17 protein-coding genes and 1 pseudogene are annotated in these 21,988 nt (G+C 56.9%); 3 read left to right on the forward strand and 15 right to left on the reverse strand.

Translation table 11 applies throughout. From position 1 onward, the window contains the following. The first annotated feature begins 85 nt into the window (after positions 1 to 85). The 3 genes from PSSD_RS06335 to PSSD_RS06345 all read left to right on the forward strand — a co-directional run bounded on the left by PSSD_RS06335 (position 86) and on the right by PSSD_RS06345 (position 2,207). Entirely contained in the window at positions 86 to 724 is a 639-nt protein-coding gene (locus tag PSSD_RS06335) for a glutamate racemase (protein WP_082672286.1), read from the forward strand. A gap of 284 nt (positions 725 to 1,008) precedes the next feature. Continuing rightward, complete coding sequence (locus PSSD_RS06340; protein WP_058969987.1) at positions 1,009 to 1,812, forward strand: glycoside hydrolase family protein; 804 nt, start codon at positions 1,009 to 1,011, stop codon at positions 1,810 to 1,812. Continuing rightward, positions 1,809 to 2,207 carry a hypothetical protein gene (locus tag PSSD_RS06345; protein WP_039334262.1) on the forward strand — a complete coding sequence of 133 codons (399 nt, stop codon included), beginning with the start codon at positions 1,809 to 1,811 and terminating at the stop codon, positions 2,205 to 2,207. The genes PSSD_RS06340 and PSSD_RS06345 overlap by 4 nt, the downstream gene beginning before the upstream one ends. Before the next feature lies 1 nt (position 2,208). On the opposite strand, the gene PSSD_RS06350 is transcribed toward PSSD_RS06345, so the two are convergent. From PSSD_RS06350 to tssL, 15 genes and pseudogenes are all read right to left on the reverse strand, one after another. Next, positions 2,209 to 3,621, reverse strand: a complete 1,413-nt coding sequence (locus PSSD_RS06350; protein ID WP_058969988.1) for a serine/threonine protein kinase — start codon at positions 3,619 to 3,621, stop codon at positions 2,209 to 2,211. Continuing rightward, positions 3,614 to 6,234: pseudogene (gene tssH / locus PSSD_RS06355) on the reverse strand (type VI secretion system ATPase TssH). The gene PSSD_RS06350 and the pseudogene tssH overlap by 8 nt, the downstream one beginning before the upstream one ends. Before the next feature lie 107 nt (positions 6,235 to 6,341). Continuing rightward, complete coding sequence (tssG, locus tag PSSD_RS06360; protein ID WP_058969989.1) at positions 6,342 to 7,385, reverse strand: type VI secretion system baseplate subunit TssG; 1,044 nt, start codon at positions 7,383 to 7,385, stop codon at positions 6,342 to 6,344. Further along, complete coding sequence (tssF, locus tag PSSD_RS06365) at positions 7,382 to 9,253, reverse strand: type VI secretion system baseplate subunit TssF (protein WP_058969990.1); 1,872 nt, start codon at positions 9,251 to 9,253, stop codon at positions 7,382 to 7,384. The genes tssG and tssF overlap by 4 nt, the downstream gene beginning before the upstream one ends. Continuing rightward, complete coding sequence (gene tssE / locus PSSD_RS06370) at positions 9,250 to 9,801, reverse strand: type VI secretion system baseplate subunit TssE (protein WP_058969991.1); 552 nt, start codon at positions 9,799 to 9,801, stop codon at positions 9,250 to 9,252. The genes tssF and tssE overlap by 4 nt, the downstream gene beginning before the upstream one ends. Then, positions 9,801 to 10,667, reverse strand: coding sequence for a hypothetical protein (locus PSSD_RS06375; protein WP_058969992.1), 867 nt, complete (start codon positions 10,665 to 10,667; stop codon positions 9,801 to 9,803). Before PSSD_RS06375 ends, tssE begins: the two co-directional genes overlap by 1 nt. Before the next feature lie 10 nt (positions 10,668 to 10,677). Then, complete coding sequence (locus tag PSSD_RS06380; RefSeq protein ID WP_058969993.1) at positions 10,678 to 11,454, reverse strand: PP2C family protein-serine/threonine phosphatase; 777 nt, start codon at positions 11,452 to 11,454, stop codon at positions 10,678 to 10,680. Then, complete coding sequence (tagH, locus tag PSSD_RS06385; RefSeq protein WP_058969994.1) at positions 11,454 to 13,067, reverse strand: type VI secretion system-associated FHA domain protein TagH; 1,614 nt, start codon at positions 13,065 to 13,067, stop codon at positions 11,454 to 11,456. Before tagH ends, PSSD_RS06380 begins: the two co-directional genes overlap by 1 nt. Positions 13,068 to 13,243: 176 nt before the next feature. Then, positions 13,244 to 13,726 (reverse strand): Hcp family type VI secretion system effector, encoded by a 483-nt coding sequence (locus PSSD_RS06390; protein ID WP_034823617.1) that lies wholly within the window; start codon positions 13,724 to 13,726, stop codon positions 13,244 to 13,246. Between the two features lie 64 nt (positions 13,727 to 13,790). Next, positions 13,791 to 15,290 (reverse strand): type VI secretion system contractile sheath large subunit, encoded by a 1,500-nt coding sequence (gene tssC / locus PSSD_RS06395; protein ID WP_058969995.1) that lies wholly within the window; start codon positions 15,288 to 15,290, stop codon positions 13,791 to 13,793. Then, complete coding sequence (tssB, locus tag PSSD_RS06400; RefSeq protein ID WP_052206217.1) at positions 15,283 to 15,855, reverse strand: type VI secretion system contractile sheath small subunit; 573 nt, start codon at positions 15,853 to 15,855, stop codon at positions 15,283 to 15,285. The genes tssC and tssB overlap by 8 nt, the downstream gene beginning before the upstream one ends. 26 nt (positions 15,856 to 15,881) lie before the next feature. Then, positions 15,882 to 16,898, reverse strand: coding sequence for a type VI secretion system protein TssA (gene tssA, locus PSSD_RS06405; RefSeq protein ID WP_058969996.1), 1,017 nt, complete (start codon positions 16,896 to 16,898; stop codon positions 15,882 to 15,884). Positions 16,899 to 16,909: 11 nt separating this feature from the next. After that, positions 16,910 to 17,581, reverse strand: a complete 672-nt coding sequence (gene tagF, locus PSSD_RS06410) for a type VI secretion system-associated protein TagF (RefSeq protein WP_058969997.1) — start codon at positions 17,579 to 17,581, stop codon at positions 16,910 to 16,912. Positions 17,582 to 17,671: 90 nt separating this feature from the next. Next, entirely contained in the window at positions 17,672 to 21,265 is a 3,594-nt protein-coding gene (tssM, locus tag PSSD_RS06415; RefSeq protein WP_058969998.1) for a type VI secretion system membrane subunit TssM, read from the reverse strand. 11 nt (positions 21,266 to 21,276) lie between these two features. Continuing rightward, the coding region (gene tssL / locus PSSD_RS06420; protein WP_153011412.1) for a type VI secretion system protein TssL, long form at positions 21,277 to 21,988 on the reverse strand (712 nt) is incomplete at its 5' end.

Genomic DNA, 21,988 nt, shown 5'->3' on the forward strand with positions numbered 1-21,988 from the left:
AATAATTTTGAATATGATTATGGTGTAAAGCAATATGGTTGCGGAAGCTTTCGTCTAAACCCATGAAATAACATAAAGGATTATCATGACCATCGCCTGCCTGCATACGGCCGCCAGTAATATCGCTCTGTTCGATGACGCTGCACAGACACTGAGATTGCCCGCCACCGCACTCAGCCATATTGTGATGCCACACTTGCTCGCCGAGGCGGAACTGAGCGGCGGGATGACGGCCGCACAGCAGCAGCGTTTGAATCGGTTGCTGCACAGCCTGACGCCGTGGTTTGACGCCATTCTCATCACCTGTTCCACTCTCGGCCCGGTTGCCGACAGCTTTAAAGCGGATAGTCATCGCTGCCCGGTGTATCGCACCGACCGGATGTTGGCCGACCATCTACATCAAATGACGGGGCCATCTTTGGTGCTGTGCGCAGCGGAATCCACGCTGGCGGCGACCCGTGCGTTGTTCTGCCCACCTGGACTAGCGGCAGAGAGACAGCCACAGGTTGAACTGATCCCACACGCCTGGACCGCCTTCAAAGCCGGTGACCATCAGCGTTACCATGCGCTGATTGGCGAGGCCGTAGAGCAGGGACGCATGAAGGGCGTCCAGCAGGTCGCGTTAGCACAAGTCTCCATGGCGGCAGCGGCCAACAGCATGCGCGCAGAAGTACGCCCCTTAACCATTCCGCAACTGGCACTCAAAGCCGTTACTTCTTTGTAGGGTTTGGCCTTCAGGCCGCCCGTCACTTATGCGTGGTGCGATCGCTTTCGCTGCTACGCATTATTGGTCCTGAATTAGGCTGGTAATTAACAGAAATATTCAGCTTCTGCGCGTTACGCAATATATTCCTCTTATATAGATTGTCACGAAAATGTCATGCAGGACTTTAAGAACAATCCGATCATGAATGATGGAATAGGTTGAGCATTAATGCGGCATAATTACCTGCTACGTGCATTCAGGCGTCAATAAAATTACTCACAAAAGAATTTTTGAGGCGAATAATGGAAACGATACAGGACAGTGTTGGATTACGCGGAACCAACCGGCCGCAAGATGTCAAATTAGTACAGAAGTTATTAAGCCAAAATGGTTTTCCACAATTACAAATAGACGGCATTTGCGGAAATAATACCACTAAAGCGATTATCACCTACCAAAAGCATTTTTATCACCATCCCGATGGGCTGGTGTCTCCGGGTAAAAAAACGCTAACGCAGTTAACCTCCGGTCAACGTAGTGGACTGCCGCGCGCGCATGGTTCTACCGGGAGTAATCCTAACGGCGCGCGCAAAAACCCCATGACAATGTACCCGAGTTATCAGGTGATTAAGTTGATGATGCAGTACGAGCAACTGCATACACTGCCTTATGATGACCACACCTCAACCACGATCAGTAACTGGACGGCGGGTGCGACTATCGGCTATGGGCATTGGGTTAGTCGCCAAAGTGAATTTGATCAGTTTAAAGACGGCATCTCTGAGCAGGCAGCGGAAACGCTCTTTTCGCAGGATTTAAAAAAGTTTGTTGATGCGGTGCGGAAATACGTCAAAGTGTCGCTGACGCAAAATGAATTTGATGCTTTAGTGATGCTGGCGTTTAATATTGGTACCCGGGATAACCTGAATCATAAAGGTTTATATTACTCGACAGCCTTGAAGGTGATTAATGGTGAATCACCCGAAGATTTGGACCGGGCGTGGATGCAGTTTGTCTATTCGCGTGGGGTACGTATGAAGGGATTGGTGAATCGCAGAAAAAGCGAGTTGAACGTTTATCATAAAGGAATTTATATCAAACTATGAAAAAGCTACTTGCCTTATCACTGGTCTGTTTTTCACTCCACGCGATGGCGCAGACGCCTGCCGCGAAAAAGCCGTTTTTCGACAGTAAAAGCTACCAGGTCTTTCTTGATACCAGTAAATGCGTGGAAGGCGACGTGGAGTGCGATGGGATTGTCTACCACTCGATCAATAAAAAGAACCACCACGAATTAACGTTGAAAGGCTCGACCTTGAACATCGGGCCTTCGCACGATTTTCGTGGCTACATCTTCCGTAACGGTGACTACAGCTACGTGTTGTCACCGGCGGCCGGTGCGGGCAACGATGATAACCACATCTGGACGTTACAGGTGTCACAGCACCACGCGCAGGGTGACAAGGTGCTGTTTAGTGAGAATGGTAACGTCGTCGAGTAAATCAGCTACTGGGGGTAGGCACATTAATCAGCCAGGTGCCGCTCCCGTCATCAATATGCAGTGAGTGCTGCCAGACCCCGCCTTCTTTGCGTGTAATCTGCAACTGATAATCTCCGGGCGCTAAACTGAGCCGTTTCATGCCATCCTGGTCCACGGTATCCTGTGGTTTGCCATTGATCTCAATCTGGCTAAGTTGCGTTGCATCCGAGGCACGCAAGTAGATTTCAGCCGGTGTGACTGGGGCAGGCGCCGGGGTGGGTTTAGGTGACGGTGTCACGTTATTGACTGTGGCCTTTACCGGAACCACGGCCACATCAGGTGTGCGTTCAGCCGTGAACTGATGCACCGCGACCAGCACCAGCAGGGCCGCCGCAGCGATGCCACCGCCGATGATCACAGTGCGACTTTTGCGCGGTGATAGGGCCGCGGGGACCGAATCCGTCTGCTCTGGCACCACCACGGGTAAAAATCGCTCTTCTTGTGCGGGCGTAAGCAGCGGCGCATCAGCCTCTGTGCCACGGTCGTTTTCTATCAGTCTGTCACGCAATTCAGCAATCGACTGCGGACGTTGATCGGGTTCGCAGGCCAGCATCTGGTCGATGGTACGCAGTAAACCACTGGAATAGTCACTCAGGCCCCGCTCTGCCAGCGGCAGGTAGTTGTCACTCAACGACCGCACCACGCTGACCGGCGGTGCTTCACCGCAAATCAACGTGTGCAGTACTGCGCCTAACGCATAGATATCGGTCCAGGGTCCCTGATCCCCATCGCGGCCTTCGCTGTACTGCTCAATCGGCGCGTAGCCTGGTTTAAGCATGATCTCGGTTTTATCGGTCAGGTGACCGATGGTCTTACAGGCGGAGCCAAAATCGAGCAGTACCGGCGCACCATCTTGCTGGATCAGGATGTTATCGGGTGCGATATCGCGATGCAGATAGTCATGGTCGTGCAGGGTTTTCAACGCACTGAACAACGGCGGCAACATGGCACGCAGATCCGTTTCGCTGCAGGGTGTAAAATCGCGCAGGTAGCGGCTTTTCAGTGTTTCACCCTGATAAAATTGCGTCACCATATAGGCCGTGTCATTCGCCTGCCAGAAGCGCAGCACGTGCAGTAAATGGGGATGATTAAAGCGCCCCAGCGTTTTGGCTTCCTGAATAAAGCTGTTTAAACCAGCCTGGTAGAGGCGCATAAAGCGCTCGCTGCGCAACAGCAGATGGTGATCCTCATCGCGCAGCGCAATCGAAGACGGCATAAACTCTTTGATCGCCACGGTGCGGTCCAACTCGCTGTCCCAGGCGCGGTAGACAATGCCAAAGCCACCTTCTCCAATTACCTGTTGAATTTCATATTCGTTAAAGCGGTAACCGACAGGCAGCGCCTGTGACACCGATTTGCTGCTGGCTTCACTCATGGGCAGTCTCCGCGCTGAAAGTGAGCTGGAATGCCGCATCCTGATAGTCGATGTTTAAATGTCTTGGGGTTGTGGTCGGGACTTCACTCAACAAATGACAGCTGATTTGTGGCAGTAAGGTTTGTGACAGTACCGCGTCCACCATGCGTCCACCGGATTCGCCTTCGGTGCAGCGTTGCATAATCTGCTGGGCTACCGAGGGGGAGAACGCTGCCGTTATTTCGTGGCGATCGCGCAAGCGCTGCTGAATTTTTGCCAGACGCAAATCGATAATACGGATCAGCATCTCATCACTGAGTGGCAGATACGGAACCACCGCCAGTCTTCCCAACAGTGCCGCCGGGAAGACTTCACGCAGTGGCGCACGCAGCAGAGTGTTGAGTGCCGCGCTGTCTGGTTGGGGAGCCGGGCCTGAACAGGCCTGAGCCAATTCATCACTGCCGATATTGGAGGTCAGAATAATGACCGTATTGCGGAAGTCGATGCGTCGGCCTTCACCATCCTCCATCCAGCCCTTGTCGAAAACCTGGAAAAAGATTTCGTGCACGTCGGGATGGGCTTTTTCAATCTCATCCAGCAGCACCACACTGTAAGGACGACGGCGCACCGCCTCGGTCAATACCCCGCCTTCACCGTATCCAACGTAGCCTGGCGGTGCGCCTTTCAATGTCGACACGCTGTGCGCTTCCTGGAATTCACTCATGTTGATGGTGATGAGATTCTGCTCGCCGCCATACAGGGTTTCCGCCAGCGCCAGCGCGGTTTCCGTTTTACCGGTGCCGGAAGGGCCACACAGCATAAATACACCAATCGGTTTACCCGGATCGTCCAGGCCCGCGCGTGAAGTCTGAATACGTTGGGCAATAGCATGAAGCGCCGCAGGTTGACCAATTACCCGATTAGCCAGGGTTTGGGCGAGATTGAGCACGGCATCGCGTTCGCTCTGCAGCATCCGGCCGAGGGGAATACCGGTCCAGTCCGCGACCACGCTGGCGACCACACCGCTGTCTACCGCCGGGAAGGTCAGCGGCGTATCGCCTTGCAGTGCATCCAGCTGTTGCTGCAATGCCTGATAGCGTGCGGTGCGTTCGGCATCCTGTTCGATCCGCAGTTCGGCTTGAAGCGCACTCATTTGCTGTGTCAGCGCCAACGCTTGCTGCCAGCGCTGATCTAAAATCTTCTCTTCACCGCGCAAGAGAAGTTGTTGCTGCTGTGCGGCCATGATGCGCGCTGGCGCGGAGTCAAAACCGAGCCGATCTTCACGTTGCGCAATCTCGATCTCCAGTTGCAGCGCAGCCAGCTGTTGTCGGCAAAACGCCAGTTCTGGCGGCTGATGGTGCAAACTCACCGCCACGCGGGCGCAGGCGGTATCCAGCAAGGCAATGGCTTTGTCTGGCAACTGACGGGCAGGGATATAGCGCTGAGAAAGGCGCACGGCGCTCTGTAACGCTTCATCGAGCAACAATACCTGATGGTGCTGGGATAGCGGTTGTGCCAGATGGCGCAGCATCAGAATGGCAGTCTGCTCGTCCGGTTCGGCCACCTGGACGGGCTGAAAACGTCGGGTCAGTGCAGGGTCTTTTTCAATATATTTTTGTATTCCGCCCAGGTGGTCGCCCCGACGGTGCGCAGTTGTCCTCGCGCCAGCGCGGGTTTTAACAGGTTGGCGGCATCACCGGTGCCTTGCTGGCCGCCTGCACCCACCAGCGTGTGGATCTCATCAATAAACAGCACAATCGGCTGTGGACTGGCTTGCACCTGATTGATTACCGCTTGCAGGCGTGCTTCAAATTCGCCTTTTACCGATGCGCCAGCTTGTAGCAGGCCGATATCCAACAACCAAAGTTGCACCTGCTGCAGCGGCGGCGGCACACTGCCACTGGCAATGCACTGCGCCAAACCTTCTGCCAGGGCGGTTTTCCCCACGCCTGCTTCACCGGTCAGCAGCGGGTTGTTCTGCCGCCGACGCAGCAGAATATCCACCATCTGACGGATCTCTTCATCGCGTCCGACCACCGGGTCGATATTCCCGGCGCGCGCTTCAGCCGTGAGATCGCGTCCATACTTTGCCAACACATTTTCACCTGCTGGCGAAGCAGATGATTGAGTGACGTTGTCACTCACTATCTGCTGCGGCTCGTCACTGCTCTGAACATAGTCGTTAAAATCGTCCAGCAAGCGATCGGCACTAATACGTGCAAACTCACCTGATATCGCGACGGTTACATATTTTAACGCCGCAGTTTTCAGCAGGGCGAGTAACAGATGTCCACCGCGAATTTTTGATTCTCCGACACTGAGTGAGCAATAGATCCAGGCGCGTTCAACGGCGTTATCGATGTGTTCCGCAAGGTCGGTCACGGCGCTGGCACCGCGTGGCAAACGATCTAAAGCAGCGATCAGATCCTGGCTTATCAGGTCGCTATCCAGTTCAAATCGTCGCGCAATCAGCTGTAAGTCGCCGTTAGGGAGTTGCCAGAGTTGATGCAGCCAGTGCACCAGTTCGACATAGGGGTTACCACGCAGTTTGCAGAATGCGGTAGCGCTCTCAAGTGAAGTGAACAGGGTGTGATTCAGTTTGCTAAACAACACATTGCGACGGATATCTGACATGGTGTGTCCCTTTTATACGCAAAAATTTTCCCAGGTCGCCATAAATAGCGACCCTACAGGTTCAGGCAGAAACGGTCCGTAGAGTGCGCATTCATGCGCACCTGTTTTCAGCGCGAAACAGCAGGCTGATAAACCAAATCATCACGATGGCGTTTCTCGGGTTGTTCACCGAGCCAACTGGTGTAACCCAGCGGCTGATCGCTGCCGAGCGCAACGCCCCTGACATCTTCCTGATGCAGCTCCAGCTGGACTTCCCAGTCGTACTCAATGCCCAGATAGTGGCGTACCCAATCCACCACCTGCTGTGCGTTGCCTGCCCGCGGCAGCAGCAGCCGATAATCTTTGAGGCGCAGTGGGCCAAAGCGCAGACGAAACTTGTGTTGAATATCGCGCACCGCACCTCCCAGGAAGGCGGTTTCCCCCAACCGCGGCGCATGTTTACCGGCGCGAAGCTGTGCCTGTTCACGTTTCTCGATGCGCATCCACTGTGGAATGTGGTTCTTAATCGTCACCGGCACCTGCAAATACCAGCTGAGGCTACGCGTCAGGCCTTCGCCATCGTGGGTTTGCCGCGTGAAGTGCCCGGCCAGCGCATAGCGCGCATGTTCATTCAGGCTGCCGCGTAGCTGTTGCAATGCCGGTTGTCCGACACCGGTCAGGCAGGAGAGATAGTGATTAAATTGATGACGATCGGGACGATCCAGAGCAATCGCAGGCTGCGCATCCGCCCATGCGCGGTAAAACAGCAGGATAAGGCGGTGATGGAACAGATTGCAGAATGCCACCATGCTCCGGTCGCCAAAGTGCGTGACGCGCTCGTGGGCATATTCCGTCAGATGCAGCGGCAGCGGCCCGTTGGGACCAAACAGGCCAAAGCTCCAGATATCCACTTCATGCAAATTGTCACGATTGCGCTGACGAACGCCCGCAACGGTGGCGGGCGCAAAGGCCAGCGAGGGGGACTGTCCCAGCCGTAACGGTTCATTACGCGGTAGCGGCGCGCTACCCAGTTGCCATGCACTGCCCGCCTGTGCATCCAGGCGACGCAGTAGCTGGAAAAGATCGAACTGGAAGGGCGCGGCGCGACGTTGTTGCCAAAAGTCGTCCGGCAGGCGACAAGGGATGCGCCAGCCTGGTTGCAGCACAGTCATAGCAGCGACCTCTTGCCCATTTGTGCAGGCCAGTAGCCAATTTCTCCGCTCTGGCTACTGTTCAGCGTCAGTTCGGTAAAGGTGTTGATGGCCACCATGCGGCTAAATAAGGTTGCCAGCACACTGCCGAGCAGCCAGGGGCTGGCGCCGCCGAATGCCTGTTCGTCCAGCGTCAGGGTGATGGCAATCCCACGCGCAAATACAATCGGTCCCGGTTCCGGTACCCTGCGAAACACCGGGCGTAATTCACAGTGGCGCACACCTTCGATCTGACGCGATGTCGCCGCTTCAGCGGTGTCGGCATACAGCCCCAATAGCTGGCGTAGTGAAGCGGCACCCTGATCGCCTTCGCTCTCCATCAGGCTGAGATAATTGAGCTGTAACTGACTGATCAGACGCCATGCGGTGGCACCCGCTGCCAGTGCGGGGCGTGGCGCGGTTGGCCCTTTACGCAGGTGAATGCCCAACACCGGAGCGGAGGTCGGAAGCGTGAACTGATCCATCCCTTGCTGCTTTAACAGCAGAGGTAAATCGCGATTGGTGCACAGTACGTCGGCCATCACGTACTGCACATCATCAGACCAGGGGGATTGCTGTTCATCTACCAGTGTGACAAACAGTTCCGAGCCGCTATAGCCAGTGCGGGTGCCGTAGATTTTGGCCTGATCCGACAGCGCACGCGCCTCGCGCCGTTGCGAGAAGTAAGCCCCGTAATTGCCCTGATCGCTGCCGAAACTGTGCCAGAACGGACGGAACACTTGTTCCTGATGCAACGCCTGGCCGCTGCCGTAGAGGCGGCTGACGCTGAACACTTCATAATCGAGCGGGTTAGTGTTATCGACCACCAGATGATAATCATTGCGGCCTTCGGTGAGCTGAATGCGTTCGGCCACGCGGGGAAACAGGTTAATGGCAGGAGTGCAGTGCAGCGCCAAATGAGAGACGTCCACCACGCTTTCCAAATCGTCATCGGCTTTATCTAACAGCAACACGATCTCCATCTCGGTTGCTCCGCGCAGCTGTTTCACCAGCGGTTGCAGCCCGCTGGTGCGGAAAAACAGGAAACGGGCAGGGAAGGCGAAGTACTCCTGCAATAAGCGGTAGCCGCTGAAATTGCGTTGGTCGTCAGGCAGCAGGGCTTCTTCAGCGGCGAATCCCTGTTGGTGCAGGGCGTCCGCCTCCAGCAGTAAATGTTGAGTATTGTCCGGGCTGCGATAGAGCACCCCGACGCAGTGCGCCATCAGCAGTGCCATTAAGCCGCTGGCGGGCAGATCGGCACCACTGAGATGAAAGCGCAGTTCCGTCATGTCGAGCTGATGTAATGGAATGTTCCCGGTGGTTTGCAGCCGGATACGCAGAGCACGTACCGCGCCACGTTGCGCCAGACTGGCGGCGGAAACCGGCAGGTTAGCTGGAATACTGCCCAGCGAGACCTCGCGCAATTGCAGCGGCAGTAACGTGACATGATGCGCAGTGCGATATTTGCAGCTAACGCCTTTGCTCTTCATCGCCTGGTTCTCAATCAGCGAGCCACGCGGAATGGAGAAGCCGCTGCTGATTTTGCCCTTCATATGATCCGGCTGAAACTCGACAATCGCCATCGAGGGGGTAGGCGCGAGATAGTTGGGATAGATCATCTCCAGCAACTGTTCGGTAAAACGCGGAAACTCGGCGTCCATTTTGAGCTGCACACGCGAAGTGAGGAAAGCAAAGCCCTCCATCAGGCGTTCGATATAGGGGTCCGTAACGTCAATGCCGCTCATGCCGAGGCGACCCGCAACTTTAGGGTAGCGTTCGGCAAATTCCGCCCCCATCTCGCGCAGGTAATTAAGTTCACGGTTGTAGTAATCAAGCAGTTGAGGATTCATGCGTCCGCGTCCTTCAGGTCAAATCGGCTGTGTTCCAGATCCAGGTCGGTGCGAAACACAAAGGCCAGTGGCCAGGGGATGCACCACAAATTGCCGCTGATTTCGATGGCGAGGGTGTTGTGATTATTCAGTGCGTTAACGTCGGTCAGGCAGCGGATCTGTAGGTCGTGCGGGATGATGCGTGGTTCAAATTGCAACATGGCACGGCGCAGTGCGGTGCGCACATCGTCCCACTCAATCTCCGACATCCGTTTGCCTGCCAACGGGGTGAGACCAAAATTAATCACCGACATACGCGCATCCGGCCAGGGTTGCAGGTCGATCTGACTTTCATTGTTGATACAGTTAAACAGCCACTGTAAATCGCGCAGCACCTGGCTGCGCAGCGTCTGATGACTGACGGTCTGGCGCCCCAGTTCGACGTTTTGTTGTTCGGGATGGTCATCGGTGAGCCGGTCAAGCAGGCTGGGGCGCATCTCATCCTGTGCTGTTACGCGCGGTTGTTTGCGCGCCTGCCAGCCGTTGAAGGTGTCGGGATGGGGTTTCATCACAGCTCCTTAAAATCAGGCGCATCAACAGGCTGCCAGTGCAGCTGGCTGGCGCTGGCATCGATCTGCCAGCGATGCAACGCATCGGCCATCAGCTGCGCATTGGTATTGTCATTACGCGCTTGCGCTTCGCTGGCTTTCAGCAGCACGTCGCCACGGAAGCGCCAGGCAAGATGTTCGGCGTCCCAGGGCAGCAACAGCCAACTTTGCGCATCTTCTGCGCTGGCAATAATCAGGCGCTGATTGTTGGCTGCTACCACGTGGGCATCATGGGCGCCCACAGGCAGGTCAATCAGGGGATATCCCTGCAGGAACCACAATGGCGTGTTGGCGGACGCCCCTTGATGCAACGCGCCTGCGCCATTAATCCAGCCCTGTTTGTCACACTGCGGATGCGCCTCGAAGGTGAAGCGTGCGTCACCGGACGTTGGCCAATAGGTGCGTAACTGACAGTTATCGCTGATACGAAATCGCTGCCACGGGGTGGTATCAACCGGGGCAACGACGGGTTTGGGTTTGGGAGGGACACGCCAGTTATCTTTTGCGGTTGCATCGCCTTCACGTACTGACTTGCCACTGTTATCAATCAGCGTCCAGTGCAGCACGGTGAGTGCCGAACACTGGCGTTGCAGCAGTTTTCCGACCTGGGGCACAAAGGTCTCTACGGCATCCTGTTTCAATTCCCCCTGCGGCTCGAAATGCAGCGCCACGCTGTCGTCACACCAGCTTTTTACCCGGCCATCAACCACGTTATCCAGCCAGGCACTCAGGCGCAGTGTCGGTGACCAAACGATCCGCACGCTTTTCGCCTCACTCGCCCACGGCAACAACATCAGGGACAGCAACAGTGCTGAAGCGGTTTTCATGGCGATCTCCTCAATCCCGCTGTGACAGCAGAATGCGCTGCGCATCGTTGAGCGAACTGAGCAGGGTCGAGTCTTGCGGATCGCCCATCCATACCGCCATGGCGCTGAAGTTGTCACCGTTGTCGTGTGGTTTCATCCGCTGCAACAGCGCCAGCCATTCTTGTGGATTGCTGACCATCCGCAGCGACTGTTCCAGATCGCTGACGCTCATTTCATGCCAGAAGCCGTCCGTGCACAGCAGAAATACATCGCCATCTTCCAGCGCGAGCACGTCGCTGTAACTGGCTTCGCGATCCTCTTTCATGCCCAGCGCGAAATAGAGCAGGTTGTGATTAATGGCATCAGCGGGATAACCGGCGTCCTGCATGCGTTGCGCCAGGCTGTGATCCCGCGTGACGTCCAGCAAATAGCCGCGACGAAAGTGATATAACCGACTGTCGCCAGCATGGGCCCAATAGGCGAGTTGGTAATCACGATCGATAAACAAGCTCACCAGCGTAGTGCCCATATTTTTCAAGCTGTCATGATGATGTTGCTGCTGTTTGATGGCCTGATTCGCCGCCGCGATATACCCGCGGATCAGTTGTGCATTGAGATGATTGTCACCGTCAAATTGCGTGATGATGGTGTCGCACGCCAGACGTGCCGCGGTATCGCCGCCTTGTTCGCCTGCGATGCCGTCACACATGACAAAACAGGCGGCACGTGCGCCCAGTGCGTTCGCCAGTCGATCCTGATTGCTGCTACGTTTGCCCTGATGGCTGATAGACGCGAACGTTATATTCATCATTTTTCCGTTTTTTGCGTTTGCAGGTCTTTGTAATGGTTCACTTCGACGTCGTAGGCGTGCAGGAAGGCTTCGCCAAACAGGGTGTGAAAATCGTCATCGATCTCGCTGGCGATGGTCTGATAGCGCTTCACGAAGCTGTCCCAGCGCGCTGCCTTACGTGAGGCTGTGAACAGGTGACGGCTACTCTCTTCCTGCTGCAAATTGTCAGGATTAAAGGATTGCAGCATCGCGGTGATGATGGCGCGAATACCCGCAATCATCCCCAGTTGGTGCGCCTGTAAATCCACCAGCGCGTCACGTACCGCTTTTTCCGGCTCCATAAAGCCCGGCATCTGGCTGCTGAACATCTGCACCAACACACTTTTCCCTGACGGCAGCAGCTTAAAGGGGTTGTTGGCCTGTTCGAGGATCATGGTCATTTCCGCGTTGACGCCGCGCTTTAGCATGGTGCGCGAAGAGAGCAGTGCCACTGTGCCTTGCGAAAACAGGCTGAGCAGTTGGCCCAGCAGATACATCTGCTCTTGGTCGAGATGCGGTTTGGCATCAATATCTGCGAGATCCGCGCCGTTAAGAAATGCCTGCAGTAAATCGGCATCGACACCCGGCGTATTGGCAGCACGGCGTTGCGCGGCGGTTTTATAGCTGACGGGGTCGATACCCATACGCCCACTGGCGCGGCTGGCATTGGAGTGTTCAGGGCTGATGTGCTGCACACGGGGAGTGGGTATGGGCGCCGGTTCCGCGGGTTGCGGTATTGGCTGTTCGGGAGCCGGTGTATGCAATGCGGCCGGTGCGGCTTCAGGTTGGAACAAGTCGGGCGGCGTAAGGGGCTGCGCCTGACCGTTCATCAGACCAAAAGGATCGCTATCTTCCGGCTGAGCGTTACCGCTGCTGCCAAACAGTGCTAACGGATCAAGTTCGGTTTGTGGTTGCTGGTGGGCCACCTGAGGTTGATCGCGCAGCGTGGTGGGCGTGGCATCCTGCAGAATCGTTGGCTGCTGAAACAGGTCACTGCCAGTGAACAAGCGTGCGGGGTCACTCTCACGTACATCCAGCTGTGCCAGTTCGGTGAATTGTTCTTCATGCGCGAGCGGATCAACGGGATTAAGTGCTTTGGCGGCGGGTTGCGTCAGCGGGTGATGGGCATCCGCTGCCACAGGGGCCACTTTCGGCGCGGCGAAATCGCGCGACAGACTGTCCCAAATCTCGCCGGGCACGTCAGAGGGGATGCCCCGCTTGATGGATGTTGCCTGGGTTGCCTGTTGAGTGGGTTGACGCGCTGCCGGTATTTCCCCAGCAATGTCGCTCACTTCCAGCGTGTAATCACCAATGCCCAGCAGATCGCCACTTTGCAGTTCAACCTGGCGACCGTGCTCCAGTGGAATACCGTTGAAATCGACGTTAATCACATTGCCGCGATTGGTGATGCGGCACTCGCCTTCGGCAGAGGTGTGCACCAGCAGTTGCAGCCGGGAAATGGTGCGGCTGTCGTCGGGCAGGATAAAGTTGTTGTCTTCACTGCGGCCAATGGTACCGCCCGGCGGATAGAAATCGACGCTGGTCAGCGGAGGCTGTACGCCGTTTTTACTTTCAACAAGGGTGAATCGCATAGGCATTACCTGCAAAAGTGATCTTGCATCTTCAATTTGGCAACGTTGTAGCAGCGCGATTTGTCGCGCATTTAACAAGCATTGCAAGCGTTAAACTTGCGCGATAAATCGCGCCGCAACGGTTGGGTCAGCCAGGCAGGCGGCAGGTAGCCGCCTGCACAAGCCAAGCGAAACGATTAAGACGCGGTGTTGGTTTTAATATTCCAGCCGAAGGTGGTGTCGGCACCTGCAGCACCGTCTTCGGACTGCTGGGTGTAAATCTCTTCCACCTGCGCGGCCTGGAACGAGTACTCAATCCCTACGGTGTCATCGTCGCGTGAACCGGTGAACTGCACGCTGGTCACCAGCACTTCGGTCAGATTGATTTTGTTGTAAATAATCTGCGAGCCACCGGCTTTGGTGACGTGAAACTCCAGAGTGGGGATGTGTTTACCGTTGGAGCAGTACAGCATCAGCGTGGGTGTCGCTTTATCGATACGGGCATGCACGTGCAGGTCTTGATAATTCACCTTACCTGCACCGCCGCCGCCACCTACGCTCATGTTGTTTGGCTGGTTGGCACCCCAGTTGAAAGAGAGAATGTCGATCCAGCCCGTGTGTGCCGAGTCTTTTGATTCACCTTCTACACCTTCTGGCTTCAGATACATTGCGATGGTCATGCGGGTCGAACTCCTTTAGTAATGAACAAGCAATAAATGGGCGGGAACGTGCGCCCAGAGGGTTTTACCCTTGCTGCTGTTTCAGCGACGGTAATTTCGAGACCAGACGCAGGGATACCGTCAGGCCTTCAAGTTGGTAATGCGGGCGCAGGAAGAATTTAGCGGCGTAGTAGCCCGGATTGTCCTCCTGCTCTTCCACGGTGACGCGCGCGTCGGCCAGCGGTTTACGCGCTTTGGTTTCCTGAGTGGAGTTCACAGGATCGCCATCGACGTAGCGGATAATCCACGAGTTCAGCCAGCGCTCCATATCAGCACGCTCCTGGAACGAACCGATCTTGTCGCGCACGATGCATTTCAGGTAGTGAGCAAAGCGGCAGCAGGCGAACAGGTACGGCAAACGGGCGGCCAGTTGGGCGTTGGCTGCGGCATCGGCATCGTAGTAATCTTCCGGTTTTTGCAGTGACTGCGCGCCAATGAAGGCGGCAAAGTCCGAGTTCTTGCGGTGTACCAGCGGAATAAATCCGTTTTTCGCCAACTCGGCTTCACGACGGTCGCTGATGGCGATTTCTGTTGGGCACTTCATGTCGACGCCGCCGTCATCGGTCGGGAACACGTGGCACGGCAGATTTTCGACTGAACCACCAGACTCCACACCGCGAATCGACGTGCTCCAGCCAAACTGCTTGAAGGAGCGGTTGATGTTGGCGGCCATGGCATAGGCGGCGTTAGCCCAGGTGTAGTTTTTGTGCGTAGCGCCTTCGGTATCTTCGGTGAAGTCGAAGCTATCGACAGGATTGGTGCGTACGCCGTACGGCAAACGCGCGAGGAAACGTGGCATCACCAGGCCGAGGTAGCGGGTATCTTCGCTCTCACGCAGGGTACGCCAGGCGGCATATTCGGTGTTGGTGAAGATTTTGGTGATATCACGTGGGTTCGCCAGCTCCTGCCAGGACTCCATTTGCAGGGCACTGGGTGCTGCACCGGTGATCACCGGACAGTGTGCCGCCGCGCCAATTTTGGCCAGCTCACCCAGCAATTCCACATCCGGTGGGCTGTGGTCAAAGTAGTAGTCACCGACCAGACAACCATACGGCTCGCCACCAAACTGACCGTACTCTTCTTCGTAGATCTTCTTAAACAACGGGCTCTGATCCCAACCCACGCCTTTGTAGCGCTTCAAGGTGCGGCTCAGTTCGCGTTTGCTGATGCTCATCACCCGGATCTTGAGCATTTCATCGGTTTCGGTGTTGTTCACCAGGTAATGCAGGCCGCGCCACGCGCCCTCTAACTGCTGGAAACTGTCGTGATGCATGATGGCGTTAACCTGCTGCGACAGTTTGGCGTCGATCTCGGCGATCAGGGCCTGAATGGTGCGATAGGCGTCGTCGGACACCGGCAAACTGTTTTCCAGGGCCTGCGCCGCCAGCGTCTGCACCGCCTGGGAAATGGCGTCGCGCGCCTGGTCGTTGTTGGGACGGAACTCTTTATTTAGCAAGGCGCTAAAGTCGCTCTGGCTGACAGTTTCCGCCTGCAAGCGTTGCGTTTGAGAGGCTACATTACTCATCATGTTTCTCCGTTGCGCGGTCATCGTTGGATGCGGCTGCTGGTTTTGGCGCGCTGGCCAGTGATTGCATTAAAGTGGGGTTTTGCAGGATCTCGGCGATCAAGGCTTCCGCACCGTTTTTGCCATCCATGTAAGAGAGCAGGTTGGAGAGCTGAGTGCGGGCTTCCAGTAGTTCATTCAGTGGCTCAACACGGCGCACAATGGCATCAGGCAGGAAGTCATCCATGCTGTTAAAAGTGAGGTCAACGCCCACTTTTCCTTCGCCCGTCAGCGTGTTATCCACGTGATAGGCAAGGTGTGGCTTGAGCGCTTTCATGCGTTCGTCAAAGTTATCGATATCCACTTCAAGGAACTTACGCTCGGCGATCTCCGGCTGATCCTCTACCGGCTGGCCCACCAGGTCGGCCATCACGCCCATCACGAAGGGCAACTGCACTTTGCGGTCGGAACCGTAAATCTCCACGTCGTACTCAATCTGCACGCGCGGCGCACGGTTGCGCGAAATGAACTTCTGTCCGCTACGGGCGCGTTTAATGGTGGGATAATTAGCCATAGTGTTCTCCATCAGTTATGGGCCTGAAATCAGGCGTTTTATTCACCCACACGGCCAAACAGGCCCTGCAGTTGTGTGACGGCGTCGGGCGCCAGGTCACGGATAATGTCGAGAAAATCGAGTTGAATCAGACGCTGAACCCGTTCCAGCATGATCGGTGCCGGGTGGCTCGGTTCGTGTTGCTGGAAGTAGAGGCGCACTTTTTCCAGCATCAACTCGGCGTCAGCGCGCGAATGCAAAGACACCTGCTGCCAGTCGAGCGTTGGCGAGGGCGCGGCAGTGGTTAACGTCTCCGGCGTTTGCGCTGGAGCAGCCTCGGGTTGGACAGCCTCGGCGGGGGGGGCTGCTGGTGACGGTAGCAACGGCAGCAACAACGCCAGCGCTTTCTCGGTGGCCGCCAGGTCGGGCATATCAGCGCTCTCCAGATGCTGCTCCAGACAGAGTCGCAGTGTGGTGAAATGCTGAGCGAGAGTACGAATGGCCTGCGCGTTGGCGGCATCGGGTTGTTGCAGTGCCTCACGTAAGCGCGGCAAGCCGCCGGGGAAATCCGCGACTTCGCTTTTGCTGCCGTCGAGCAGGGCAATGGCATCACGTAGCGTAATTTCACCGGTGGCACTTTTCAGTAGCCAGCTATGGCGCAGCGCGCGGCTCAGGCCCGATTGTGGCCCCAGCGCGGCCAGTGCACTGACGCGCATCAGCAGGTCCGGCTCGCCATCAAATTCCAACGCAGGATGAAGGGAAGGCCAGTATCGCGTCAGCGCTTCACTGAGTAGCGTCAGTCCTGCCGCACAGCCAGTAAGCCCTTTGGTGTGCGTCCAGGCCTCGCTGAGGATCAGCAGCAGGCGGATATCGCGGGTGCGAGTCAGTAGCTGTTCAGCCTGTTGTGCCACCAGTTGCCAGTCCGGCGGCTCAGCAGGAATGATGGTCTGGCCAAACTGTTGTTCGGCCTTGCCGCTGCGCGCCTGCTCCAGCGCCATAAAGGCCGCGTCATACTCCAGGTCATCACCGCATGGCGCATCGTCACGCAGCGGTTCAAGAAGGGCGTCGAGATTCATGTTTTTCACCGTTAAAGCGGGCCAAACAGCGGCGGTTCACCACGGCTGGCGTGGGGCGGATTGAATAAACGCAGAAACAGTTGGGTGGTGAAGTTGCCGCTGTGCGAATGGCTGTAAAACGCGCTGCCATCACTCTGGTTGCTCCACCAAAAGCTGCTGTACTGCGCCGGATCGAAGTAGTGCACCACCTGTGGCCAGTTGAGGTTGCAGGGCGTGTCCTGATAACCGATCACATCAAACACATCTGACTGCGGCGGGCGCGCCAGCTGAGCCGGAAGGGCGTTCAGCGCGCTATCGAACTGATCGCCGCTGTAGCGGTTCTGCACGGCCAGCGTAAGGGTCTTACCCAGTTGGTAATACCAGTCTCCGGCGGTGTGTAACTGCATGGCGTGCCACTGTTCCGGCGTAAACAGCCGCATGGCGCAGAGCGGATACTGACGGCCAACACGATCGCGCGTGGGTAACAGGCAACCCATTTGAATCAGCGGTACACCGAGGGTGGCGGGAATGATGAAATTCCACACCGGTGCCCGGCCCGTGACGGGCTGCTGTGGCAGACGCGGCAAACTGCTCTGAAACCACTGCGCCCAGCTGTTGACCAAGCGGGTTGGCAGTCGGCGGCGCAGGAAATCGCCGCTGCCAGGGAGCTTGCCGTACCAACCCAATGATAAGAGTGGCTGCATCGAGGGATCCTTATCGCGCATGAATAATCACCGCAGCGGTGTCAGGGCGTGCGCAATAAATTGCGCCGCTACGGAAATGTGCGGTTCGTTTCATGGGCAGCTAAACCCCGGAAGTTGCAGCGGGTTGCGCACGCTGTTGGGGGTGTAGGCCAGCACCACCTGATGACCGCCGAGGTTGAAGGTGGCCTGCTGGCTCTGGCTGGTTCCCGGACGCAGGCTGGCTTTATCAAACAAGCGGTTCAGTGCCCAGGGGCCGCTGGTGTTCAGGGTGTTGGTGGTGCCATCGGTTAACCCAATCTGCATGCGCACCTGCTGGGTGTTGCCGCTGCCAGGCCAGTTGACCACCTGGGGGGTTTGTGGACCGTGGCTATATCGAATCAACTGGCCATCAACGTCCAGCGTCAGATTAAGAATGCTGTTATCCATGCTGATCGGCGTGATGGTCAGGCGATAAGAGGGGGTGCTGGCGCCATTGGCAAACAGCGCTTCCCGTATCGCCTGCGCCTGCTGGAACGGGCGCAGCAGCGTGGTACCGCCGGGCAAGGTTTTACCGTCCACGCCTGGGGCGTAGCGCCAACTGCTGTGCGTGGTATCCACCTTGCTGGCCAGATTGTCGCGGAAGAAGCTGTCCATCAGCCCGGTGCCCGGTGCGAACATGCGCGCCAGATCGTCCGGAGTGATATCGGTGCCTGAACTGCGGTTAAACGGATAGCGTCCGGCAATGGCGCTGCGACAAAAACTGCCGACCTCCACGCCCGCCCGTTTCTGCATATTGCTCATGGTGCGCTTTTGCGTGTCGCTGCTGGCACCGACGGCCAGCTCCAGCAGTAAGGTGCGGAACGGTTCCGGTTGGCGTCCGGCATCGGCCTGCATACGTGAAATGATGCTGCTGTCTGGCGGTGACATGCCGCTGTTGCTCGCGTCCTGTACAGCGGTGAGGTAGCTGTAGAGGTCATCGATATCTTTCAACTGCGCATCAAACGGGATGCTGCTCTCTTTCGGATCGCTAACCTGCGCCTGTTCAATAATGCTGGCGAAGTGCGCCATCACGCGCTGTTCTGGCGCTTCAAGGGTGCCGCTTTGTGCTGCTTTACGGGCCCGGAATAACGCTTGCAGCGTGGCCGTGGCGTTGTTGTTAACGTAGTGGGTACTGCGTTCCAGCAACGATGGCTGATTCTGTTTTGCCTTCTCATCTTCTGGCGGTGTCAGCGTCAGGTTGCGACCCAGATTGATCATTAACTGGCGCAGGGGAGAGGTGCGACCTGACAACAGGCGGGCGGAGTTGATGCGCTCACCCAGATTGTTGATCGGTTGCAGCTGAATATCCTGTAACAGTGCATCCCACACACGCATGTAGTCGTCGAGGTAGAGTCGGCGCACCGTCTCTTCCAGCGTGTTTTGATCATCGGCACTTTCACGGCGGGTTAATACCCAATGGTCTTCCTGCAACAGGCTGGCGGCGACGTTTTTAATGTTGTTATTGAACGGTCCCCAGTATCCGGCGGGGGTGAAGAAACCGGGAATGGCCTCTGTTAGCGGTTTACCGCTTTTGCGACTCAACACCAGTTCTGTTTGCGCGCCACTGAGGTTGATCAGGCTCACGCCCGGATTGACGCGTGGCATCAACAAACGCTTGAGACGACCATAAACACGCGTTGAAAGCGGTGAACGGCTGATCATCTCAATCTGGCGCACCACCAGAGGTTCATCACGCTCAAACGGCGAAGCGTTAATCTTGTCATCCAGCAGTTGACTCAGGTGGTAATCCAACGCTTTCAGCTGTGCCTGTGGCGCATTGGCACCCTGAGTGCGCTGGACATTCAGCATCACCCAGGCGTGCAGGAATTTGCCGTCGTAGTGCTGCGGCAGATAGAGCATCTGATACGCCTTCAGCGCTTCGTAGCTGTAATCCACATCACTGCCGTTATCACTACGCAGCCAGTCAGTGATGTTGCGGGCGATGACGGGCAGCAGCATCTGCTCCAGCGCACGCTGGTAAAGCGAGTCCGAGGCGGTGGACACCTCCTCACCGCGATACAGTCCGGCACGCCAACTGAGCGGCGGTTGTTGCACATCCGCCAGCTTGTCGCTGCTGGGTAATCCGGCGAGGCTGTTCAGGAACGGCAGCAGGGAGAAGAGGTTTTCGCCGTTAAGCGGTGACAGCGCCTTGCTCTGTTTTTCAATGTCGGGCACCCGCTGCTGCACTTCGGCCAGGTAACCTTTATTGTGGTGATAGCTGGTAAACCAGCCGATTAAAGCCAAAATCAGCAGCAACACCAGTACAGCGTATGCAATCAGATGCACCATGCGGTTACGCATCGCCCACCAACGGTTGATACCCGCCAGGCCCGCCTCTTTAAACACCACTTCCGTCAGCATTTGATGCAAGAAGAAACTCTGGCCGTGGCCGGGCTGCGCGGGTTCTGCGTTGGCGGCGCGCAGCGCAGGCAGGCCCAGCGCGCGGCTCATCTGTCCCATCACGCGGTCAAAGGGTAAGCCTTCCTGCGTACCGCTGGTGAAGTAGACACCGCGCGGGATCAGCTTGGCGTCATAACCTGAGGTGGCAAAGACCACGTCAAGGTAGTGCTTGAGCAGCGGCTTTAATGCCAGAAACTCTTGTGGGAACAGGTACATTTCAGCGCGTTTAACGCTGTCATGTTCGTTGATCATCAGGTCGGCCAAACCCGCATCAAGGCGCTGATGTAGGCGATCAAACTGCGGTTCGAACTCACTGCCCACCGCCAGTTGCTGATCGCTCCATGGCCAGGTGAATCCCCAAATCTGATCGCGCTGCGCTTTATTCATCGCACCGAAACTGGCGGTAAAGCCCTTCAGCAAATCGGTTTTGGTCACCAGTACGTAAACCGGGAAGGGGATCGCGAGTTGATCGCGCAGTTCCAACAGCCGTTTACGCAGGGCGCTGGCCTGTTGATAGCGCGCCTCTTCCGACTCGCTCAGCAGATCCCCCACGCTGATGGTGATGATGGCACCGTTCACTGGCTGGCGCGGGCGATACTTTTTCAGCAGCCCCATAAAGCTGCGCCACTCTTGAGCATCTTGCTGGCGATCGCTCTCCTGCGTGGTATAGCGACCAGCGGTATCCAGCAAGATGGCTTCATCGGTGAACCACCAGTCGCAGTGACGCGTGCCCCCGACCCCGCGCAACGCGGTTTTGCCAAACTGCGCGGCCAGCGGGAAGTGCAGCCCGGAGTTAACCAGGGCGGTGGTTTTACCGGCACCGGGTGCGCCAATCAGCATGTACCAAGGCAACTGGTAGAGATACTGGCGATTGAGTTTCTGCATCCAGCGCGGCCAGCGGCGGCTCTCTGGACGGTTGAAGCGCGCCTGGCGCAGCAGCTGTGTGGCCTCACTGAAACGCTCGGCCAGCGGATGCTCCGCTGACATGTCATCATTTTCAGCAGTTTCCGTGGTGGCGGGGGCCATTCTCTGCACCAGCCGGCGGTTTTGCCAGCGACGCCACAGGCGTGGCACCACGCGATAGCTGATCCACAGCGTGTAAAGCACGGCGATGGCGATATAGCGATACAGCGACGACTCCAGTGGACGATAATCCCCAATCGCCACCAGTGGGCCCACCGTCCAGATCAGTAAGCAGAGCGCGGTGATGCCCAGACCGCTCCACATCAGACGGCTGGTGGCAATGGAAAAGACAGTGCGAATCATGGCTATTCCTTTTAGTGCACGCTGTTAAGTTCAGATTCAGTCTGTTTCGGTGCGACCAGCAGCGTGATTTCGACACGGCGATTACGGGCGCGATTCGCGGCAGTGTCATTCGGCGCAAGTGGGTTACTCTCGCCGCGTCCCTCAACGATGATGCGCTGCGGTTGCTGTAAGTCTTGTGCCAGCATCTCCTGCACCGATTGGGCGCGTGCCAGAGAGAGCGCATAGTTGGAGTTAAAGCGCGCGCTGCGAATGGGGACGTTGTCGGTGTAGCCGCTGACCCGAATCTGGCCGTTGACGTTGTCCATCGCCTGGGCGATCCGGCGGATCACCGGACGATAGCGATCGCGAATAGTGGTCGCGGCAGAATCAAACAAGCCGTCGCCGCGCAGCAGCACCACACTTCGCGTGGCTTCATCACGTACCGTCACCAATCCCTCGGCGATTTCCGGCGCAAGGAAGTGACGTAAATCAAGGGCCGGTGCCGCTGGTGCAGCCGGGCGTGCGATGTCCACCTTGGGCAAGTCGGTCTGATAAATGGCGGAGAGCACAGGAGCGGTGAAGTGGTTAAGACGCCAGTTGAGCGCGATATAAACGGCACATCCCAGCAGCGCCAGCAGCGCGGCAAAGCTCCACAGAGGAATTAGCGGCTTCCACAGCTTTTGCTGCACCGGCTCATCCAGCGGCTGCGGTGACAGCGGCGGCGCATAGGGGCCACGCACCGAG

It is taken from the genome of Type-D symbiont of Plautia stali, assembly GCF_001485335.1.
In the GTDB taxonomy this organism is placed as follows: Bacteria; Pseudomonadota; Gammaproteobacteria; order Enterobacterales; family Enterobacteriaceae; genus Pantoea; species Pantoea vagans_C.